This window comes from Cohnella thailandensis (genome assembly GCF_014212135.1).
Lineage (GTDB): Bacteria > Bacillota > Bacilli > Paenibacillales > Paenibacillaceae > Cohnella > Cohnella thailandensis.
In genome coordinates this window covers 1-18,114 of sequence record NZ_JACJVQ010000034.1, presented here as the reverse complement: position 1 = coordinate 18,114, position 18,114 = coordinate 1, and the positions used below count along the sequence as shown (strand labels likewise).

The window sequence follows — 18,114 nt, the reverse complement described above, 5'->3', positions numbered from 1 at the left end:
CGATGTCGGCTACCTGGCCGGCTATGCGGCGGAATCGCTTGTCGACGGCAAGCTTACGGGCGCCGCAGGAGAGAAGTTTACGGCCGGCACGCTCGGCGAGAAAGAAATCGTAGCCGACGGCGACGGCACGCAAGTCATGCTGGGCGATCCGTTCAAGTTCGACTTCAGCAACATCGCGGAATGGAAGTCGGTTTACTAAGAGCGGATCAAGCGGGAAATTGGGCAAGGAAACAAGTGTAAGGCGATGGAGCAAGGGTTAGTGAGAAATGAAGAGCGAGACAACTAAAGTAAGGCGATGGAACATGAGTTAGTGAGGGAGTAAAAGCTAGGCAACTAGAGCAGGACGATGGAGCAATGGTTAGCTATAAAGGAAGAGCTAAGCAACTTAGAGCAGGACAATGGAACAGAGGTTAGCGAGAAAGTAAGTATGAGTCAACTAGTGCAAGGCCAATAGGGCCGCGCGGCTCTCCGCTGGAGGGTCGTGCGGTCCTTTTGGTACGTCGGAATAGCGCCTTCTCATCGCGTTTCATATCTCTAACGGAAGTGACAGCCGCTATTTGTCCGATAACCAATCGATTTATATTCTAACGGAAGTGAGAGACCCTATTCTGGCTTTTTGTGCTCCAATCAGCGGAAATCGGCGAAATAACGGCTCTGAGTTCCGTTAGAATTCGATTATCCGTCTACGGAGCAAAATAACGGCTCTGAGTTCCGTTACAAGTCGGCTCCGCTCAACAGTAGGTTGGACGACTCTGCCGCGATGGCCTACAATCGGAGAAGAGCGGTTAGTCTCGGAAAAAGGGGGGCTTGAGAGTGTATCTAGTCACTTCGGAGGAGATGCGGCGTATCGACCGCCATACGATCGAGACGATCGGCATCCCATCGCTGGTGCTGATGGAGAACGCGGGACGGGCGATCGCGGAGGAAGCGGCGAAGCTGGCGAATGAAGGGCAACCGGCGAACGAGGCGCGATTAGCTAACGGAATGCAGCCGGCGAATGAGGTGCAGTTAGCTAACGGAATGCAGCCGGCGAATGAGGTGCAGTTAGCTAACGGGATGCAACTGGCGAACAAGATGCAGTTAGCTAACGGGATGCAGTCGGCGAATGAGGTGCAGTTAGCTAACGGTACGCGGTCGGCGAATAAATCGCAGCCGCAGAACGGGGAGCGAAAGGCTGGCAGGCGGCGCTTCGAGTGGCTTGTGCTCGTCGGCAAAGGGAATAACGGAGGAGACGGGCTCGTCTGCGCCCGGCATCTGATCGAGCTGGGCCATGGGGCGACGGTTGCGTATGCCGTCCCTCCGGAGCAGCTGGTCGGCGAAGCGGCGATCCAGAGGGGGATCGCGGAGCGGCTTGGCCTTCCGGCGATGACGTATGCGCCGGGCGAGATCGAGTGGCACCGCTTCGACGGCGTGATCGACGCGCTGCTCGGCACCGGCACGAAGGGAGCTCCGCGCGAGCCGTACGCAAGCTTGATCCGCGAGGCGAACGCGAGCGGGAAGCCGATCGTGGCGGCGGACATTCCGAGCGGACTGGACGCCGACACGGGGGAAGCCGCGGAGCCGAGCGTCAGGGCGGAGCTCACGGTTGCGCTCGCGATGTCGAAGCGCGGGCTGCTGCTCTATCCCGGCGCGGAGAACGCGGGACGCGTGGTTGTCCGCGGCATAGGCATTCCGGAGTCGGCTGCGGAGACGATCGGCGTTCGCGCGTTCGAGCTGAGCGAGCGGACGCTGCGCGAGAAGCTGGAGCTGGCGTGGCCGCCGGTTCGGAAGGCGGATACGCACAAGGGCACTTACGGCCACGTGCTCGTGGCCGCGGGCTCGCGCCCGATGAGCGGTGCGGGCCTGCTCGCCGCGCGCGCCGCGCTCCGCTCGGGCAGCGGGCTCGTCAGCTGGGCGCTGCCGGACTCGCTGCTGCCCGCGCTTCTGGGCCGGCTGCCCGAGGCGATGCTCCTCGGCATGCCGGACGCGGGCCGCGGCGACTGGAGCGCCGCGCCGCCCGAAACGCTTGCCGCCGCGGCCGCGGGCAAGCAGGCGCTCGTCATCGGCCCCGGAATGGGCCGATGGAACAAAGACGGCGCATGGCTGCGGACGCTATGGGAGAGCCTGCCTGGCAGCCTCCCCCTCGTCCTTGACGCCGATGCGCTCAATATGCTCGCCGCCGCCGAAGCTCCCGGCCAGGACGCCGGCGGCGAGCCCTTCGCGGCCTGGCCCCGCCGAGCGGTCCCGGTCGTCCTCACCCCGCATCCGGGCGAGATGGCCCGGATGTGCGGCCTGTCCGTTCGCGAGGCGCAGCGCGACCGGATCGGGCTGGCACGGCGATACGCCGAAGAGCACGGCGTCATCGTCGTGCTGAAGGGCGCGCGCACCGTCGTCGCGGAGCCGGGCGGGCGCGTCTATGTCAACGTCACCGGCAACCCCGGCATGGCGACCGGGGGCTCCGGCGACGTGCTGGCCGGCTTGATCGGCGGGCTCCTCGCTCAAGGGCTAAGTCCCGTTCAGGCCGCCGCCGCCGGCGTCTATCTTCACGGAGCGGCGGGCGATCGGGCCGCGAATGTCCGTCCGTCCCAAGCCTCGCTCCTCGCCGGAGATATCATCGAACGATTATAGTCCTGCCTCTTCGCTAAGCCCTTCCTTTTCCGAGTCCGGTCCATAAGCTTCGTAAGCGCTGGCCTCGATCAAGGAGGGGACCTCCGCCTTGTAGGCAACGAATTGGTCCCATGTGATGCTGCCGTTTACCAGACGCTGCTCGAGCTGCTCCGTCAGCTGCCGGATCTGCATCTCGATTACCGGGCGAACGTCCGAACCGGCGCTGGCCGCTATGTCCGCCAAGGACGCGCCATCCTTCAAGGCGTCGCGAACTTCGTCTTCATCCTGCGCTCCCAAGGAGACGAGGAACGGGTCCTCGCCCGCTGCTGCCGGGGATTTATTTACGTTAGTCAAGGTGCTGGCCTGCGCGCCGTTCGCCGTCATGCCGTTGCCCATCGCCAGCATCAGGGCGATCGTGCACGCGGCTGCCCATCTTTGCGTCGAGAATTTCATCGTTTGTCTTACCTTCCTTTCCTTATAAGGCTCAGGGATATCTATTAGTACGATAAGATCGTCGAGATCGTTTCGGATCATGGGATAAGCTTACCCTCCGTAACTTAAATTGCGCTTAATCCGTTCTTAAAGCGATCTAAAGAAAATGAAACAGCCCGCCGTAAAGAGTCGCCTGACGTCAAGCGATTCCCGTGCGGGCCGTTCGTTTGTAGTTGTTTGTCTCCGTTAGCCGCGGATTTCTTTAAGCGTTCACCGTTCTCGACCGGCCCGAGCGCTTCCAGAGGAATAGCCCGACAATGCCGGCCAGGAGCGCAAGCTGAGGAATCGTCGTCTCCCATGTCGGATACAGGCCTAGCGCCGAGAAGGTCGGGAGATTGGCTTCGTAATGGGAAGGAAGAGCGGTCGCCACCTGCAAGGAATGGATGCTCTCCCCGACGAACCGGATGACCAGGTAATAGATCAGAACCGATGCCGTCAGGAAAAAAGGCTTGATCGGCAACCGCGTTCCGTAACGAATGATGACGAACGCCAACGCGATCAGGACGACCAAAGCGCCGCCGATCCCGAGAACGAGCTGCGCGGCCGAGATGGACGACGCCATCCCGGCGTAGAAAATCGTCGTCTCCGCGCCCTCCCGAAGGACGGCCAGACCGGATACGGCGAACAGGGACCAGAGGCTGCCGCGGGCGAGAGCATCGCTCATTTTGCTGTCGATGTACCGGTTCCAGTTGCTCAAGTTCGACTTATTATGCAGCCAGTTGCCGACGGTGATCATAAGCGCCACCGTGGCCAAGCCGGCGATGCCTTCGATAAGCTCCCGAGTGCTGCCCGAAGAGGCTTGCTTGAGAACATAGGTCAGAATGACGGCCATGACGCCGCTTAAAGCAAGGCCGGACCAGACGCCGGACCAGACCCAGACCCGCTTCGCTTCATTGCCCGTTTTCTTCAGATAGGCAAGCAGAGCTGCCAGAACGAGTATCGCTTCCAGGCCCTCGCGGAACAGGACCAGCGCGGCATCCCAGGCGGTATAGGCCGCCGCTTCCTCGGCCATCGGCCGAAGCTGCTCGCGCATGCTGTCGATCGTTTTCTTGGCCTGCTCGGGCCGCGCGGGTTCGGAGAGCAGATAGCCCGATACCGAAGCCATCTGAATCTCGATCTTATCGTACGCAGCCGCGGAACGAACCTGCACTTCTCCTTCCGCGGACGGCCACTTGGCGATAAAGGAGGCCATCTGGCCGTCCGCTTCCTCGTACAGGCCGGCCTCGACGTCGTCATAAGCCTTATCGAGAATGACGATCAGATCGGCAACGGTCACTCCCGTCTGGACGGGCTCCGCGACCAGCGTGCCGTCCTTGTAATCTTGGATCAGCTTCAGGAAGGCCTGCGTCTCCGTCAGCGCTTGCTCGGCTCGCGGCAGTTCCGCTTGAAGGGCGATCCGGATCATGCTCATGCTCGTCTCAAGCTTGGCATAAACCGCGGAGTTCTCGGTACGGATCGGCTGCTCGATCGTTTTCCAGTTGTCGTTAATGGCGTCAAAGGCCTTCTTCGCATCATCCCAGGAGGAAGTCTCGACGGCGCTCAGCAGCTGCTCCGCCTTCGGCAGCATGCCGGCGGCCGCCTCGGCGCCGCTCGTTCCCGTCTCTTGCTTCGTGCTTTTGACGTAATTGTTGAAAGCCTTGGCGAGCGCGGAGAGCGAGGCTTTCGCCTTCTCCGGGTCGGTCTCGGCATCGGCCAGCGCCTTATTGGCTTGAGCGATGGCGGAATTGACATCCGCGGCGGCTTCGGACCCTTCCGCCTTCAAGCCCGCCCAGATCCGCTCCGCCTCTTGAACCTCCGCCAGCGCCTCCTTCCACTCGCTCTGCCCGGCATCGACCAGGGCGGAACCGACCAGCGGAAGCAGCCGATCGGCTTCCGGCCTCCCGGAATCGTCCGCCGCTCCCGCGACCGCCGGAAGGAGGGAAAACGCCAGCAGCAGCGCGAGCGCGAAGCCTCGCAGCCCGCGAAGCCAAGCCGGTTGCAGCGTTGCCCGCATCATACTCATCGCTCCTTTCTAGAACAGCGTGTCGCCGATATAGCCGCCTTGGCGAACGCCGGGGAAGCAGGCGAAATGGGCGCTGCCGTTATGGACAATATACTCGTTGAGAAGATCGCTCTGCCCGAGCTTCTGCTGCATCGGAATGAATTGCTTGCGGCTGTCCCGGTTAAAGCATATGAACAGCAGCCCGGCGTCCAGCTGCCCGGTTTTGTTATCCATTCCGCTGGAGTAGGAATAGGAACGGCGCAGAATTTGCGCCGAGCCGTCCCCTCGGGCGAGCCGGACGTGGGAGTTCATCGGAATGAGCGGCTTGCCGCTTGCGTCCTTGGCCTCCAGATTCACTTCGTCGAATTCATCCTTGCCGCCCAGCGGAGCGCCGCTTGCCCGGTGCCTGCCGAACGTCTGCTCCTGATCGGCCAACGTCGACCGGTCCCACACTTCCACCCGCATCCGGATGCGCCTAACCGCCATGTAGGTTCCTCCGGCCATCCAGCCCGCGCCGTCGGCGGATTGAGCCCAGACGACCCGGTTCATGACGGAGTCGTCGTCCGTGTCCGGGTTGGCGGTTCCGTCCTTGAAGCCCAGCAGGTTGCGGGGCGTCGCCCCCTTGGGATCGGCCGCTCCCGTACGCTGGAAGCCTTCCTGGGTCCAGCGAAGCACGACCTTGCCGCGCCCGATGCGAGACAGATTGCGTATGGCATGGAAGGCGACCTGCATGTCGTCCGAGCATACCTGCACGCCGATATCCCCTCCGGTCCATTCCGGACGGAGCTCGTCGCCGCCGAACGCGGGAAAGTCGACCAGCGCGGCAGGCTTCTTGCCCGCCAGGCCGAACCGATGGTCGAAGAAGGAGGGGCCCACGCCGAACGTAATCGTCGTTCGGGAAGGCGACAATCCTGCGGATTCGCCCGTGTCGGTAGGGGGCAGATGATCGTTGCCGCTCTCCTCTCCGACGGGTTCTCCCCTTGTCATGGACGCCGCGGCGGCCGTCCATGCCTTGAACAAAGCGCGGACGCTATCCAGGCTAGTGCCGACCACGTCGAAGGCAGCGAACAGAATAAAGTTGGGGGAGGGCGTCGCGATTCCCGCCTGATGCGCTCCGTAGAACTCGACGATGTCGCCGGCGGCTTCCTTCGCGGCGGGCTTCGCCGCGGAAGACGCTCCGGCGAAGAGGCCTTCCTTGAAGATCGCCCCAACGCCGGCGGCGCCGAGCAATAGCCCAGCGCCTCCGATTCCGGCCATCTTCAACACGTCCCGACGGCTGACCGGCTTATTTAGTAAACCGGAGAGCGGCTGGTCTTGCGCTTCGGGCTGCCGCTCCCCGTCTTTTCGTTCTTCGTTCGCCATGTCGTTAAGCCCCCAGAATAACGCCCATCTGCGAGAGCGGCTCCGCCAAGGCGTCGATCAACTGGCTCAGCTTCTTCGTGTCCTCTTCGGTCAGGTCGGTATACGAGACATATCCGTCGCCGCTCTTGTAGGCGCCGAGAGCTTCTTCCAGATCGGCGAAGCTCGTTCCGATGCTCGCTTCGAGCTCGGCATCCTTCTTGTTCAGCTCCGGCTTCAACAGGTCATAGATCTTGTGAGCCCCTTCGACGTTAGCGGCGAAGTCGTACAGGTCGGTATGGGAATAACGTTCTTCCTCGCCCGTTACCTTCGAAGAGGACACCTCGTTCAGCAGCTCGACGGCACCCGTGACCAGAAGCGTCGGTTCGATCTCGACGGTCTCCATCAGCGCGCGAAGCGACTTCGCGTCTTCGAGCAGGCGATCCGCATAGTCCTCCGCGCCCGCGGCGGCGTTGTCTACCCAGAGAGACTTCTCGATGCGGTGGAAGCCGCGCCAGTCCTTCTCCTCGACGTCGTTCTCCCGCGCGTCGATGTTCGGATCAAGGTCGCCGAGAGCCTCCGCGATCGGCTCGATCCGTTCGTAGTACATCCGAGTCGGCGCATAGAGCCGCTTCGCGGTTTCCGTGTCGCCCGCTTTGACGGCGGCGACGAACTTGTCGGTCTCGGTGATGAAGGCGTCGGCTTGCTCGATGGAGTACTGCCGGTAAGAGTCGACGATAGGCGTCCAATCGATCGAAGCGGCGGATGACGACGCGGATGCGGTCGGAGAAGCGGCAGCGCTCTCGTCTCCGGCGTTCTCTTCGTTGTTATTCGAGCTGCAGCCGGCGGCCGTAAGGCTCGCGGCCAGCAGAAGCGCGGTCCAAGCTAATTTCACGACTATTCCCCCAAGCGATCGGATAAGGTATTAAATCTATACGAATTCTATTGCCAATGAGAATCATTGTCAATGTAAATTTATTGTTCTTAATGATTTCCATGCAAAAGATAAACCCGTCAAACGACGCGCCCCTTAAGAAGCGGTTGTTTGGCGGGCTTATCCGATATCTTAATTTCCATTAACTCCCCGATTCAAGCCTGTCCGATCAGCTCCGGAACATCCGGATCGAGCCGCCATTCATGGCCTTGCTCCTTCAGAAGCTTGTCCGATGCGGCGGGGCCGTTCGATCCGGCGGCGTACGAATGCAGCGGCAGAAGCCCTTCTTCGAACGCTTCGAGGACGGGTTGAACCCATTGCCAGGCCAGCTCGACTTCGTTCCAATGGGCGAAGAACGTGGAATCCCCGTCGAGCGCGTCGGAGATCAGGCGCTCGTAGGCTTCCGGCAGCTCGCTTTGGTCCGCCCGGAAGTTCATCTCCACCGGCTCGATAAGACCGTCGCTACGGGAGTTTTTCCCATTGAACAGGAAGCTGATCTTCTCGTTCGGGTTGATCTCGATGATCAGCAGGTTCGGGGACGTCTTCTCGTTCTTGGCCGAATACAGGTCCTCGGTCGGATTCTTGAACTCGACGACGATGCGAGTGGACTTCGCGGCCATTCGCTTGCCCGTCCGAAGGTAGAAGGGAACGCCCTCCCAATCCGGGTGGTCGATCCATAGCCGCGCCGCGACGAAGGTATCGTTCTTCGACTCGGCGCCGATTCCGGGCTCGTCCAGGTAACCGGGGACGGACTTGCCGCCCATCTCTCCGGCCGCGTACTGACCGCGGACTACGCTAAGCCCGGCCGATTCCTTCGCGACGGGGCGAAGCGCTTCGATGATCTTGCGTTTCTCCTCGCGGATATTCTTGGCGGTGATTTGGCTTGGACGCCGCATCGCCGTCATCATGAGCACCTGGAGCAGATGGTTCTGGAACATGTCGCGAATCGCTCCGGATTGGTCGTAATAAGCGGCGCGCTCCTCGACTCCGACGGTCTCGCTGGCCGTGATCTGGACGTTGGAGATATGCTCCTTGTTCCAGACGGCCTGGATGACCGGGTTCGCCAGCACGAGCGTCTCCAGGTTCTGAACCATCGTCTTGCCGAGGTAGTGGTCGATCCGGTAGATCTCGTCCTCTTCGAAGGCGCGGCTCAGGTTCTCGTTCAGCGAGCGCGCCGTCGCCAGATCGTGGCCGAACGGCTTCTCGATGATCAGGCGCTTCCAGCCGCGGGTGGCGCCAAGGCCGCTCTCTTGAATCTGCCGAGCGATGATCTCGAAGAACTCCGGAGCGACCGACAGGTAGAAGAGGCGATTGTCGGGAAGCCGAAGCTCCGTCTCGCGGGCTTGTACGACTTCGAGCAGCTTGCGGTAGTCTTCCGGGTTAGAGACGTTGAGCGGATGATACCGGAAGGAGGACAAGAACGCGTTCAAGTCCTCCCTATCCGCGGGGGAACGACGGGAGAATTGCCGAATCGATTGCTCCACGTTGCCGCGGAACGTCTCGTCCTCAATCTCCCTTCTTCCTAAGCCTATGACCGAGAACGATTCGGGAAGCTTCCCGTCCGCGTATAAATTATAGAGAGCGGGGTAGATCTTTCTCTTGGCCAAGTCGCCGGTAGCCCCGAACAGAACGAAAGTCATGGATTCCACAGTGTAATTCCTCCCAGAAAGTCCAATCCAATGATGCGATCAAAGTCGCTTTTCTCTATAGAATATATAAATGATAATGACTTTCAACCCATAATAGAGCAATGTTACACCGGGAGGGGGGGTTCGTCAACCGAAAAATGTCGAATCGGATAAGCGCCCGAAATCAAGAAAAATGCAGCGTTTCCAAGCCAATCCCGCGCTTTTTTGTTTATTTGCGAATAAGGACGGGGGTGCCGGTCTCGACCTGGTCGTACAGCCACCGGACGGACTTGTTGTGCATGCGGATGCAGCCCGCGGACACGTACTTGCCGATGGACTTCTCGTTGTTCGTCCCGTGAATACCGTAAGCGTAGGAAGTTTTGCCGTTCACGGTCACCTTTAAACCTAGCCAGCGGTCTCCGAGCGGATTCTTCGGGTCTCCTCCTTTGATTTTCTCCTTATAATAGGGGCGGTTTTTTATTTTCTCGCGAACGGAGAACAAGCCTTCCGGCGTATAGGAGTCCTTCTTGCCGGTAGCGACGGCGAACGACTTGATCAGCGCTCCTTCCTCGTAGTAGTACAGCCGGTTCTCCGATTTGTCGATGACGATAAAATGCTCGTATTTCGCGTATTTGGCGTCGAGCTTCGTCTCGGCGGCCGATGCTCCGGCAGCGAACGACGGGAAAGCGAGCGCTAGGATGACGATCAGCAGGAGGGCGGTTCCATAGACGCGACCCCTCATCAAGCGACACCTCCAACCAATGATTCCCAATTATATGCACGGGTTGGAGAGTGTTGAATGCGCAAGAGCTTAATTTTGCGTAAAAAAATTGAAAATCCGCTCGAACGGCGGAGAGGAGAGAAGATCGGCTTAGCGGGGGAGGAGATGCGGAATAGAAGAGAGACTGCTCCCGGGCCTGCGGAAGACCCTGGGGAACAGCCTCTCTAATGTAGATTTACTTCTTCAGGGCTACCGCGATCTGGGCGGCAACCTTGGCGTTGTGGTACACGAGCTGAATGTTCGTGGCCAGGCTGTCTCCTCCGGTCAGCTGCTTGATGCGGCCGAGAAGGAACGGCGTGACTCGCTTGCCGGCGATGTTCTGCTCGTTCGCTTCTCGCAGCGCCTGCTGAATGAAGCCGTCGATTTCTTCGTTCTTCATGGCATGCTCCGACGGAACCGGGTTGGCGATCACGGCGCCGCCGTTCAGCCCGAGCTCCCACTTCGTCTTAAGCACGTTCGCGACTTCTTCCGGCGTGTCGAGACGGAAGTCAACGCCGTAGCCGCTCTCGCGGGAGTAGAAGGACGGGAACTCGTCCGTCTTGTAGCCGACGACCGGAACGCCGTGCGTCTCCAGGTATTCCAAGGTGCGGCCGATGTCGAGAATCGACTTCGCTCCCGCGCAGACCACGGCGACGTTGGTGCTCGCAAGCTCGGTCAGGTCCGCCGATACGTCCATCGTCTTCTCGCCGTCGCGATGGACGCCGCCTATGCCGCCGGTCGCGAACACTTCGATGCCGGCCAGGGCAGCGCCGATCATCGTGGCGGCCACCGTCGTCGCTCCGATCTTGCCGGAGGACAGAATGTAGGGGAAGTCGCGGCGGCTGACCTTCTCGACGGACGGGCTGGTCGCGAAGGCTTCCAGCTCTTCGTCGTTCAGGCCGATCTTGATATGGCCGTTCATGATGCCGATGGTGGCCGGAACGGCGCCTTGCTCGCGAATGATGCTCTCGACGGTGCGGGCCATTTCGATGTTCTGCGGATAAGGCATTCCGTGCGAGATAATCGTCGTCTCCAGGGCGACGACGGGCTTGCCCGTCTTCAGGGCTTCGTAGGCTTCCGGAGTAAATTGCAGGTAGCGATTCATGCGGTCATTGTCCTCTCATTCGTTGAATGGTTTGGTTCAGTTCTTCTGCGTTCAGACGGTCCGATACGGAATCGGACGTCTGAAGAGCAAGGTGCGACGAGGCGAGTCCGAGCACGCACGCTTCCAGATAGGAATGCTCGCGAAGGATGCCGTAAGCGACTCCGGCGAGGAAAGCGTCCCCGGCTCCCGTCACTTCGACGACCTGCGTCGGGACGGCGGCGAGCTGAGTGCCATCATCCGCCTCGCTTCCCGAGTAGAATACGCCGTCCTTGCCCATCGTGATGAAGACGTGCTCGGCTCCCCGCTTCCGTATGGCGGCCGCGAGCCGGCGCGCTTCCCGGCTCGATCCCGGATCGCCGGGCTCTTCGTCTCCAAGACGTCCGGCCGTCAGCTCGCGGGCTTCCGCGAGATTCGGGAAGATCGCGGTCACTCCCAGGAGCGATTCGGGCAGCTTCTTGCTCTTCTCCGGCGAGATCGGGTCGACGAACAGCGGCAGGCCCTCGGAGCGGCAGCGTTCGATCAGGTAGGCGAGACTGTCGGCCGGCAGATTCGTGTCGGCGACGACAAGCTTGGAGGAGGCGATATGCGGCCATTTCTCGTTAAGGTAATCGGGCGTGAAGCTCTCGTAAATGTCCATGTTGGCGAGAGCCAGGAACATCTCCCCGTCCTGGTCAAGCACGGCGGTATAGGAGCCGGTCCGTTCGCCGCGAAGCATGACGGAAGGACTCGTGTCGACGCCGTGGCGGGCGGTCTCCTCCAGCAACCAGTGGCCGGCTTTGTCGTCTCCGGTCATGGTCAGCAGGGAGACGCGGCAGCCCAGGTGCGCCAGGTTCTCGGCGATGTTGCGCGCGACTCCTCCGCAAGCCTCCGTCACGGTCACCGGATTCGACGCGGCGAGCCGAAGCGCCTGCTTGCCCGTAGCCTTGCTGTCCAAGTTAGCTCCCCCGATGCAAATCGCCGAGCCTTCATCGGAGGTGATGTAGGCCCTGCCCTTGATGCTTCCTTTCCGGGTGAGGGAAGCGATATAGCCGGCGACCGCGGAGCGGGAGATGTTGATTCTCTCCGCCAGCTCCTTCTGGGAGATGAACGGGTTGCGCCGAATCAGCGACAAGATCTGTTGTTCGCGGTCCATCGAGATCTCCTCTAAACAAAAAAATAAACTTATGTTTATATTATAAACATAAGTTTATGAGCGCTCAAGCGGGAAAAAGGTCAGCCTCTGAGCATCGGTGTCAGGGAATCGATGACGGAAGCCATCTCTTGGGAGCTTCTCTCGTACATAAGCTTGGCCTCTTCGTTGCGGGTGGCCGCGGCGAACAGCTCCAGATCGGCTTGCGTTTTCTTGAGCGTAGCAAGAAGGAGCGCCTTGCCCTGCGGAGCGGGAACCTTGATCTTGTCGTCGTACAGATCCACGTACAGCTGCTGATAGGCGTCCACTTGCGCCAGAAAGACATTTTCGACGGATACCCCGATTTTCTCCAGCTCGGTAGTCAGCCAACCTCGGTTCAGGCCGATCGTCGCGAGCGGCTCGTCGAGAATATCCCCGTCCATCACGACGGTTTGAGGCTCCACCTCGTTGACGCTCTTGATCCCGAAAGTCTTCGGCGTAAGAGGTTGATTCTCTTTCTTGAGCAGAATGCTCAGCTCCCCGTTCGTCTCCATGACCGCGAACTCGACGTCGGCGACGTTGAAGACGTTTTTGCCGCGCATCTGCTCCAGGAGCTCGTCGAGCGAGAGCCGTTCCTTCTTCAGATTGTCCTCCAGCACCTTGCCTTCCTTGACCATCACCCGGCCAGACCCTTCGAACAGCTGCCTCATCTTCTTGCTCTTCAAGGCGAGAAGCTCCACCACCAGCGGAATCAGAAACCAGACGAGCATGGCAACGACTCCGTGAAGATAATTGGCCTCGATGTCGGTCGAGATGAAGCCCGCCAGATCACCCAACGTAATGCCGAGGATATATTCGAAGAACGTGAGCTGGGAGATCTGTTTCTTGCCCAGAATCCGGGTCAAGAGGAACAGCATGATGAGCGCCCCGAGGGAGCGGATGGCGATCACGGACCAATCGGGCATGTTCATGGCTTAATCCTCCTTCTCCGGCTCGGGGCTGGCTTCGATGGCTACCGCATGGGCGATGCAAGGGATCGACTCGCTCTGCTGCAAGGAGATCGGGGAATGCAGGGAGCCGGTCGCCACGACGAGAATCCGTTTCAGCTCGCCTTTGCGCAGCTTGCGGATGAGATGGCCGTACGTGACCGCGGCCGAGCAGCCGCAGCCGCTTCCGCCCGCCTGCACCATCTGATTCTCATAATCGTAGATCATCATGCCGCAATCCTTGAACCGCGTCTTATGCATCGGGATGTTATGCTTGTCGAGCAAATCGCTGGCGATCGCATGGCCTACCTTAGCCAGATCCCCCGTCACGATCAGGTCGTAATGGTCCGGGCCCACCTGCAGATCGCGGAAGTGGGCCGTTATCGTGTCGACGGCGGCCGGAGCCATGGCGGCTCCCATGTTGAACGGATCCTTGATGCCCATGTCGACGACTCGGCCGATGGTCGCCGATGCGACGACCGGTCCGGAGCCTTCCATGGAGACCACGGCGGCTCCCGCTCCCGTAACGGTATATTGCGCGGACGGAGGCTTCTGCGAGCCGTACTCGGTCGGATAACGGAACTGCTTCTCCGCGGTCGAGTTATGGCTGCACGTTCCCGCCAGCACGTATTTGGCTCCGCCCGTGCTTACTAAATAGGAAGAGAGAGCCAGGCTCTCCATGGACGTCGAGCATGCGCCGAAAACGCCTAAGTACGGAATCGTGAGCGTGCGGGCGGCGTAGCTGCTGCTCGTGATCTGATTCATGAGGTCGCCGCCGATGTAGAATTGGACCTGCTCCTGGGTAAGACCCGCTCTCTCGATGGCGATGGAGGTCGCTTCTTCCAGAAGCGTCCGTTCCGCCTTCTCCCAGCTGTCCTGTCCCAACCTGGAATCCCCGTGCACGATGTCGAAGTCTTTGCCGAGCGGGCCTCGTCCCTCGAACGGACCGACAACGGCGGCCGTGGAGACGATAACGGGTTTCTGCCGGAAAATCCAGCTTTGATGGCCTTTAAGCATGTGCGCGTTACCCCTCTCCCGAGCAAATAAGACGAATAATGCCGACGACGAACGCGGCTACCGTTCCGAACACGATGACGGAACCCGCAAGCTTGAACATGTTAGCGCCGACGCCAAGCACGAGCCCTTCGCTGCGATGCTCGATGGCGGCGGAAGCCATGGAATTCGCGAACCCGGTGACGGGCACCGCGGAGCCGGCCCCGGCCCATTGCCCGATTTTGTCATACACGCCTATGGACGTAAGCAGCACCGACAGAATAATAAGAATGGCTACGGTAGGGTCTCCCGCGTTCGCCTTCTCGAATCCGCCCCATTTGATCATGGCCTGCTGGATCCCCTGGCCGATCACGCAGATCAGGCCCCCGACAAGAAAGGCGCGCAGACAGTTAAGCGCCACCTTGCGCTTCGGCATTCTGCGCAGCGCTACAAGCTGATACTCCTGCTGAACGGGAGTCAGCTTCTTCAACTTGCTGTTCGGCATAGGCCGCATCTCCTTCTTCGGCTTTTCTCTTAAGGTTGCCAGAACGACCGAAAATTACGACACGGGGACCGATAATGATTTTGCGCGAATCGGGGCAGTTTATTAATCGTCCTTCCGAAGGGCATTCGACTTTATACAGTGGAGAGGTGATAAACATGACGGTCGCATCCCAAGTCAAAACGTGCGTTGCCTCGCTGAAGAGTGCCCAAGCCAGCCTGGAGCAATTCGCGCTGTCCACGCAGAACCAAGAGGCCAAGACTCTGTTCACCAATGCGGCGCAACAAACGCAGCAGGTACTCCAGCAAGTGGAATCGCGAGTGCAGCAGCTCGAGAACGAGGAGCCTCAATACAAAGGCTTCTAATCGAGAGGCAGGCCGCGATCGGAAGTGCAAGAAGGAGGCGAACCCGGTTCGCCTCTTTCTTTTGTAATAGGCGGGTTCGCCAATCCATCTCCGGCATAAAAAGGATACATATTATCATTCCGTGACAACGTTGCCAAAATCATGCTCGAACCGGAGATAAAATGGCTGAAAATTCAATGATATGAATTGACGACGACGGATAGCCGCTTTAAACTGAAAAAGTGTTTATGTTGGACATGTAGTCATTTTTAACTAGAGAAGGGGCAGATCATATGAAGAAAAAGTTGTGGGCACCGTTAATGCTGGGCGTTGCCATGCTGGTCGTTTCCGCGTGCGGCAATAACAATTCGAACGGCAATTCCGCGAACGGAGAGAGCGGCGCAAGCTCCAGCCCGTCCGCGAGCGCAAGCGCAAGTGCAAGCGCCCCGGCTGCGGACGACGGCAAGCAGTTCAAGATCGCTATCTCGCAGATCGTCGAGCACCCGTCCTTGGACGCGACTCGCGAAGGCTTCCTGGCCGCTCTGAAGGATAACGGCATCGAGGAAGGCGTCAATCTGACGCTGGACTATAATAATGCCCAAGACGATCCTACCAACAACCTGTCGATCGCCCAGAAGCTTGCTTCCGAGAAGAACGATCTGATCCTCGCCATCGCGACTCCGTCCGCGCAAGCGATTGTCCAGAACGTGAAGGACTCGCCCGTGCTGTTCGCGGCGGTGACGGATCCGTTGGACGCGAAGCTCGTTACCGATCTTGAAAAACCGGGCGGCAACGTGTCCGGCGCGTCGGACACGAATCCTGCGGCGATCACTCAATTGATGGACTTTATCGCTTCCGATTTCCCGAATGTGAAGACGGTCGGCGTCGTTATCAACGAAGGAGAGCCGAATGCCGTCGTCATGTCCAAGAAAGCCGAAGAAGCTCTGTCCGCTCACGGCATAAAGTTGGTTAAAGCCGCGGTGACGAATACTTCCGAAGTCAAGCAAGCGGCCGAATCCCTGGTGGGACGCGTCGACGCCTTCTATATCACGCTGGACAACAAGGTAGTCAGCGGCGTGGACGCCATCATCCAAGTCGCGAACGAGAATAAGCTTCCGTTCTTCTCCAGCGACCGCGATACCGTCGAGAAGGGCGCGTTCGCTACGGTAGGCTTCAAATACTTCGACCACGGCTACCAAGCCGGCCTGATGGCGGTAGACGTATTGAAGAACGGCAAGAACATCGGCGACCTGCCGGTAACCATGCAAGAAAAGCTCGATCTGATCTTGAACCTGAAGGCCGCCGAAGCCCAAGGCATCACGGTAACGGATGCCATGAAGCAGAAGGTTCAAGACCAAGAAACGAACATTATCCAGTAAGCTTTGAGCGGCAAGCAAGATTAAACGGACGGGAGTGAGCACGCTTCTAGCGGTTCACTCCGTTTGTCACTTTATAGGGAGGAATAAGCGTGCTGAATTCGCTTACCGGAGCCGTCGAGTTAGGCCTTATGTACGCTTTGATGGCGCTCGGGGTTTACATTACTTTTCGCATCTTGGACTTTCCCGATCTCACCGTAGACGCCAGCTTCACGACGGGAGGCGCCATCGCGGCGGTGATGATCGCGAACGGCTATCAGCCGTGGTTGTCGACGCTTATGGCCTTCGTCGGAGGGCTTGCGGCCGGAGCCTGCACGGGCCTACTTCATACGAAAGGCCGTATTAACGGCTTGCTGTCCGGTATCCTCATGATGATCGCTCTCTACTCCATCAACCTGAGAATCTTGGGCAAACCGAATGTCTCCTTGATCGGAGAGGAGACTTTGTTCTCCTCGATCGCATCCGAGACTCTGCTCTATATAATCGTCTTGGCGATATTCGTTCTTGTCTTTAAGTTCCTGTTGGACGGGTTCCTGCATACCGATCTCGGCTTATCCCTTCGCGCGACGGGAGACAACGCCCGCATGATCCGCAGCTTCGGCGCCAATACGGACCGGACCAAGATCGTCGGCATCAGCTTGTCCAACGGACTCGTGGCGTTGTCGGGAGCGCTTATCGCCCAAGACGGAGGCTTCGCGGACGTCAACATGGGCATCGGCATGATCGTTATCGGCCTAGCTTCGGTCATTATCGGCGAAGCGATCATCGGCCATCGCACGGTGCTCCTGGCGACGTTAGCGGCCGTCTTCGGCTCCATCGTCTACCGGATCGTCATCGCGCTCGCCCTTCGCGCGGACTTCCTGCATCTGGAGACGTCCGACCTGAAGCTGATCACCGCTATCATCGTCATCGTCGCGCTCGTCATTCCGACCATCCAGCGCTCCGTCAAGCAGAAGAAATTCGCCCGCAAGCGATCCGCCGAGCTGGCGGCCGGCGCAGCGGCTCGTAAGGGAGGTCGATCCTGATGCTGGACATTCAGAACGTGACCAAACTGTTCAACCCGGGGACGGTCGACGAGAAGGTCGCGCTCGTCGATATTCAGCTGCAGCTGAAGCCGGGCGACTTCGTCACCGTCATCGGCAGCAACGGCGCGGGCAAATCCACCTTGATGAACATTATCTCGGGAGTGATGAAGCCGGATCTCGGCGACGTCCGCATCGAGAATGCTTCCGTCGTCGGCATATCGGAGTCGAATCGGAGCCGCTGGATCGGACGCGTCTTCCAGGATCCGATGGCGGGAACCGCTCCGAACATGACCATCGAGGAGAACCTGGCGATGGCTTATCTTCGCGGCAAGCCGCGCGGTCTTGGCTGGGGCGTCTCGGCGGCCAGGCGCAAGCTGTTCCGCGAGCAGCTTAGCAAGCTTGGCATCGGCCTCGAGAATCGGCTTAAAGCGAAAGTCGGGCTGCTGTCCGGCGGCGAACGCCAAGCGCTCAGCCTGCTGATGGCGACGTTTACCCAGCCTCGCATCCTGCTTCTCGACGAACATACGGCGGCTCTCGACCCGGCGCGCGCGGAACTGATCACGAAGCTGACCGACAGCATCGTTCGGGAGATGAAGCTGACTACTCTCATGGTCACCCACAACATGGAGCAAGCGATTCGTTTGGGCAACCGCTTGATCATGATGGATAAGGGACGCATCATCCTCGATATTCCGGAGAGCCGGAAGAAGGACTTATCGGTTGCGCAGCTTCTCGGAGAATTCGAGCAGATCAGCGGCAGCAAGCTTGCCGACGATCGCGTCGTTCTGGGTTGACGGCTGCTCTTGCCATAAAGATCAAAGAGGCTGTCCCATAAGTCATAAACTTATGGACAGCCCCTATCTTTTAGGTTAGCGATTTATATTTTGGAGGGATGTGTCTCCTTCCGGTTGCTGGTGCCGCCGTGAAATGGGATTTGGTAACCCCTTAACAAGGTG

At 59.5% G+C, this 18,114-nt stretch carries 16 protein-coding genes and 1 pseudogene; 6 read left to right on the top strand and 11 right to left on the bottom strand.

Translation table 11 applies throughout. From position 1 onward, the window contains the following. Both H7B67_RS30570 and H7B67_RS30565 read left to right on the top strand, forming a co-directional pair. Window positions 1-199: pseudogene (locus H7B67_RS30570) on the top strand (rhamnose ABC transporter substrate-binding protein); the annotation flags it as partial. A gap of 614 nt (window positions 200-813) precedes the next feature. Further along, window positions 814-2,607, top strand: a complete 1,794-nt coding sequence (locus tag H7B67_RS30565) for an NAD(P)H-hydrate dehydratase (RefSeq protein ID WP_342592479.1) — start codon at window positions 814-816, stop codon at window positions 2,605-2,607. Here H7B67_RS30565 and H7B67_RS30560 read toward each other — a convergent pair. The 11 genes from H7B67_RS30560 to spoVAC all read right to left on the bottom strand — a co-directional run bounded on the left by H7B67_RS30560 (window position 2,602) and on the right by spoVAC (window position 14,416). Then, on the bottom strand, window positions 2,602-3,039 hold the full coding sequence (locus H7B67_RS30560; RefSeq protein ID WP_185123703.1) for a hypothetical protein: 438 nt from the start codon (window positions 3,037-3,039) through the stop codon (window positions 2,602-2,604). The two genes, H7B67_RS30565 and H7B67_RS30560, sit on opposite strands and share 6 nt — an antisense overlap. A gap of 241 nt (window positions 3,040-3,280) precedes the next feature. Continuing rightward, window positions 3,281-5,074: an FTR1 family iron permease gene (locus tag H7B67_RS30555; RefSeq protein ID WP_185123702.1), complete on the bottom strand. Its 1,794-nt coding sequence runs from the start codon at window positions 5,072-5,074 to the stop codon at window positions 3,281-3,283. A 15-nt stretch (window positions 5,075-5,089) separates the two neighbouring features. Beyond that, window positions 5,090-6,421 carry an iron uptake transporter deferrochelatase/peroxidase subunit gene (gene efeB / locus H7B67_RS30550; RefSeq protein WP_185123701.1) on the bottom strand — a complete coding sequence of 444 codons (1,332 nt, stop codon included), beginning with the start codon at window positions 6,419-6,421 and terminating at the stop codon, window positions 5,090-5,092. 4 nt (window positions 6,422-6,425) lie between these two features. Further along, window positions 6,426-7,292: an iron uptake system protein EfeO gene (gene efeO, locus H7B67_RS30545; RefSeq protein WP_425353891.1), complete on the bottom strand. Its 867-nt coding sequence runs from the start codon at window positions 7,290-7,292 to the stop codon at window positions 6,426-6,428. A 194-nt stretch (window positions 7,293-7,486) separates the two neighbouring features. Beyond that, window positions 7,487-8,980: a glucose-6-phosphate dehydrogenase gene (gene zwf, locus H7B67_RS30540; protein WP_185123700.1), complete on the bottom strand. Its 1,494-nt coding sequence runs from the start codon at window positions 8,978-8,980 to the stop codon at window positions 7,487-7,489. A gap of 208 nt (window positions 8,981-9,188) precedes the next feature. Continuing rightward, window positions 9,189-9,701, bottom strand: a complete 513-nt coding sequence (locus H7B67_RS30535; RefSeq protein ID WP_185123699.1) for a L,D-transpeptidase — start codon at window positions 9,699-9,701, stop codon at window positions 9,189-9,191. 214 nt (window positions 9,702-9,915) lie between these two features. Next, on the bottom strand, window positions 9,916-10,824 hold the full coding sequence (locus H7B67_RS30530) for a pseudouridine-5'-phosphate glycosidase (RefSeq protein ID WP_185123698.1): 909 nt from the start codon (window positions 10,822-10,824) through the stop codon (window positions 9,916-9,918). A gap of 4 nt (window positions 10,825-10,828) precedes the next feature. Continuing rightward, the gene (locus H7B67_RS30525; RefSeq protein ID WP_185123697.1) at window positions 10,829-11,956 is read right to left on the bottom strand and encodes a carbohydrate kinase; all 1,128 of its coding nucleotides are present in this window, start codon (window positions 11,954-11,956) and stop codon (window positions 10,829-10,831) included. 80 nt (window positions 11,957-12,036) lie between these two features. After that, window positions 12,037-12,897 carry a DUF421 domain-containing protein gene (locus H7B67_RS30520; RefSeq protein ID WP_185123704.1) on the bottom strand — a complete coding sequence of 287 codons (861 nt, stop codon included), beginning with the start codon at window positions 12,895-12,897 and terminating at the stop codon, window positions 12,037-12,039. A 9-nt stretch (window positions 12,898-12,906) separates the two neighbouring features. Then, window positions 12,907-13,935 carry a stage V sporulation protein AD gene (spoVAD, locus tag H7B67_RS30515; protein ID WP_185123696.1) on the bottom strand — a complete coding sequence of 343 codons (1,029 nt, stop codon included), beginning with the start codon at window positions 13,933-13,935 and terminating at the stop codon, window positions 12,907-12,909. 7 nt (window positions 13,936-13,942) lie between these two features. Then, window positions 13,943-14,416, bottom strand: coding sequence for a stage V sporulation protein AC (spoVAC, locus tag H7B67_RS30510; RefSeq protein WP_185123695.1), 474 nt, complete (start codon window positions 14,414-14,416; stop codon window positions 13,943-13,945). Between the two features lie 155 nt (window positions 14,417-14,571). On the opposite strand from spoVAC, the gene H7B67_RS30505 reads away from it, so the two are divergent. The 4 genes from H7B67_RS30505 to H7B67_RS30490 all read left to right on the top strand — a co-directional run bounded on the left by H7B67_RS30505 (window position 14,572) and on the right by H7B67_RS30490 (window position 17,952). After that, on the top strand, window positions 14,572-14,778 hold the full coding sequence (locus tag H7B67_RS30505) for a DUF1657 domain-containing protein (protein WP_185123694.1): 207 nt from the start codon (window positions 14,572-14,574) through the stop codon (window positions 14,776-14,778). A gap of 272 nt (window positions 14,779-15,050) precedes the next feature. Then, entirely contained in the window at window positions 15,051-16,136 is a 1,086-nt protein-coding gene (locus H7B67_RS30500) for an ABC transporter substrate-binding protein (protein WP_185123693.1), read from the top strand. 89 nt (window positions 16,137-16,225) lie between these two features. Beyond that, complete coding sequence (locus H7B67_RS30495; protein ID WP_185123692.1) at window positions 16,226-17,158, top strand: ABC transporter permease subunit; 933 nt, start codon at window positions 16,226-16,228, stop codon at window positions 17,156-17,158. Next, the gene (locus H7B67_RS30490) at window positions 17,158-17,952 is read left to right on the top strand and encodes an ABC transporter ATP-binding protein (RefSeq protein ID WP_185123691.1); all 795 of its coding nucleotides are present in this window, start codon (window positions 17,158-17,160) and stop codon (window positions 17,950-17,952) included. The genes H7B67_RS30495 and H7B67_RS30490 overlap by 1 nt, the downstream gene beginning before the upstream one ends. Window positions 17,953-18,114 lie beyond the last annotated feature (162 nt).

Bases quoted from the DNA above. Each gene is read 5' to 3' on its own strand.
- H7B67_RS30560 (WP_185123703.1), bottom strand. From the start codon at position 3,039: ATGAAATTCTCGACGCAAAGATGGGCAGCCGCGTGCACGATCGCCCTG.
- H7B67_RS30555 (WP_185123702.1), bottom strand. From the start codon at position 5,074: ATGATGCGGGCAACGCTGCAACCGGCTTGGCTTCGCGGGCTGCGAGGC.
- efeB (WP_185123701.1), bottom strand. From the start codon at position 6,421: ATGGCGAACGAAGAACGAAAAGACGGGGAGCGGCAGCCCGAAGCGCAA.
- H7B67_RS30535 (WP_185123699.1), bottom strand. From the start codon at position 9,701: ATGAGGGGTCGCGTCTATGGAACCGCCCTCCTGCTGATCGTCATCCTA.
- H7B67_RS30530 (WP_185123698.1), bottom strand. From the start codon at position 10,824: ATGAATCGCTACCTGCAATTTACTCCGGAAGCCTACGAAGCCCTGAAG.
- H7B67_RS30525 (WP_185123697.1), bottom strand. From the start codon at position 11,956: ATGGACCGCGAACAACAGATCTTGTCGCTGATTCGGCGCAACCCGTTC.
- H7B67_RS30520 (WP_185123704.1), bottom strand. From the start codon at position 12,897: ATGCCCGATTGGTCCGTGATCGCCATCCGCTCCCTCGGGGCGCTCATC.
- spoVAD (WP_185123696.1), bottom strand. From the start codon at position 13,935: ATGCTTAAAGGCCATCAAAGCTGGATTTTCCGGCAGAAACCCGTTATC.
- spoVAC (WP_185123695.1), bottom strand. From the start codon at position 14,416: ATGCCGAACAGCAAGTTGAAGAAGCTGACTCCCGTTCAGCAGGAGTAT.
- H7B67_RS30505 (WP_185123694.1), top strand. From the start codon at position 14,572: ATGACGGTCGCATCCCAAGTCAAAACGTGCGTTGCCTCGCTGAAGAGT.
- H7B67_RS30500 (WP_185123693.1), top strand. From the start codon at position 15,051: ATGAAGAAAAAGTTGTGGGCACCGTTAATGCTGGGCGTTGCCATGCTG.
- H7B67_RS30490 (WP_185123691.1), top strand. From the start codon at position 17,158: ATGCTGGACATTCAGAACGTGACCAAACTGTTCAACCCGGGGACGGTC.